This is a genomic window from Staphylococcus sp. GDX7P312P (assembly GCF_008385775.1).
Taxonomy (GTDB): Bacteria; Bacillota; Bacilli; order Staphylococcales; family Staphylococcaceae; genus Staphylococcus; species Staphylococcus haemolyticus.
Genome location: NZ_VUKI01000081.1, coordinates 1 through 530 on the forward strand (window position 1 = coordinate 1; position 530 = coordinate 530).

The window sequence follows — 530 nt, forward strand, 5'->3', positions numbered from 1 at the left end:
TCTAGATCATTTTGATATGGACTTTCTATACCTCACAGATACTAAAAATATAATTATTGATGAACGTCATTTACTAAGAGAAGGAGGGAATGACCATGAATAATTGGATCAAAGTGGCACAAATATCTGTTATAGTCATTAACGAAGTGATTGACATCATGAAAGAAAAGCAAAATGGAGGAAAATAGTATGCAAATCAATCGATATATCACAAGAGGCATTAGTGAACACTTATCTCTAGACCTTCAAATCTTACTTTGGAACATGGTAAAAGAACGGGACAATCAACCTCAGACAGATTACCTACACATTTTTAAACTGCAAGAAGATGAGAATATACTCTCAATCACACATGAACAAGAACAACCCGCATACAAATTGGAATATCACTATACAAACTATGTAAAAAATCAAAATGCATTACCTAAGAAAGTCTACGTCATCCGAGAAGATGATGTAGACGTTTTTTATTATGTGATGCTTTTACCAGAAGAATACTAAAGGAAGTAATGATATATGAATACAATTAA

At 32.1% G+C, this 530-nt stretch carries 2 protein-coding genes; both read left to right on the forward strand.

Going from position 1 to position 530, the window contains the following annotated elements; genetic code table 11:
- A partial coding sequence (locus F1592_RS14080) for an SAUGI family uracil-DNA glycosylase inhibitor (RefSeq protein WP_369073532.1) occupies nucleotides 1-103 on the forward strand: 103 nt, incomplete at its 5' end.
- Nucleotides 104-189: 86 nt separating this feature from the next.
- The gene (locus tag F1592_RS13415; protein WP_053018072.1) at nucleotides 190-501 is read left to right on the forward strand and encodes a DUF960 family protein; all 312 of its coding nucleotides are present in this window, start codon (nucleotides 190-192) and stop codon (nucleotides 499-501) included.
- Nucleotides 502-530: the final 29 nt, after the last annotated feature.

Excerpts from the sequence above, each read along its gene's own strand:
- F1592_RS13415 (WP_053018072.1), top strand. The coding sequence starts at position 190 with ATGCAAATCAATCGATATATCACAAGAGGCATTAGTGAACACTTATCT.